The following is an 830-nucleotide window of genomic DNA, read 5'->3' on the forward strand; positions in this document are numbered from 1 at the left end:
GGGCGTAAACTCATAAATGGGATTCCCAATCGTTGTTTGGCGTGATTCAAGGCTTCCATTGATTTGGGAGCTTTTTTCATGACTCGCCGCCGCTATGAACTGACCGAGACGGAATGGGAAATTATTGAGCCTCTGCTACCGAACAAGCCGCGTGGTGTCCCTCGTGTTGATGATCGGCGGGTTATCAACGGTATCCTATGGCGGTTTCGGACGGGTTCGCCTTGGGCTGACGTTCCGGAACGGTATGGCCCTTCGACGACCTGTTACAATCGCTTTGTCCGGTGGCGCAAAGCTGGCGTGTGGGACCGTATTTTGGGTGATATATCAAAGGCCTTTGACGGCGATATCATCATGATCGACTCGTCTTGTGTTCGCGTGCACCAACATGGTGCCACGGCAAAAAGGGGGGCCTTGACGATGGCCGCATGGGACGTTCCCGCGGCGGGTTGACCACCAAGATCCATGCCGTTGTTGATGCCGAAGGCCGTCCCATCGCTCTCGATCTGACGGCGGGACAGGCTCACGATAGCCAGATGGCCTTGCCGATGCTGAGTGCCATGAGGGAGGGCACGATTGTTCTGGGCGATAAAGCTTATGACACAAACGCTCTGCGTGCTGCCGCCGAAGAAAAGAAGGCATGGGCCAATATACCGGCCAAAGCGAACCGTAAGGATAGCTTTGCCTTTAGCGGATGGGTTTACAGGCAAAGAAATCTCGTCGAGCGCTTCTTCAGCAAACTCAAGCAGTTTAGGGGAATTGCAACCCGTTACGACAAAAATCCGCTCAACTTCCTCGCCGCGATCAAGATCGTTGCTACGCGTATCTGGATC

Annotated in this window: 1 protein-coding gene; it reads left to right on the plus strand. The window is 54.3% G+C overall.

What is annotated here, in order from left to right; translation table 11 throughout:
• Positions 1-78: 78 nt before the first annotated feature.
• Positions 79-830 (plus strand): IS5 family transposase gene (locus ABI_RS24375; RefSeq protein ID WP_245531318.1). Its coding sequence is split into 2 segments (ribosomal slippage), with 753 coding nucleotides annotated over them: positions 79-397 and positions 397-830; the frame shifts between segments, so codons are not numbered across the junction. This gene is flagged as partial in the annotation.

Source organism: Asticcacaulis biprosthecium C19 (assembly GCF_000204015.1).
GTDB classification, from domain to species: domain Bacteria; phylum Pseudomonadota; class Alphaproteobacteria; order Caulobacterales; family Caulobacteraceae; genus Asticcacaulis; species Asticcacaulis biprosthecius.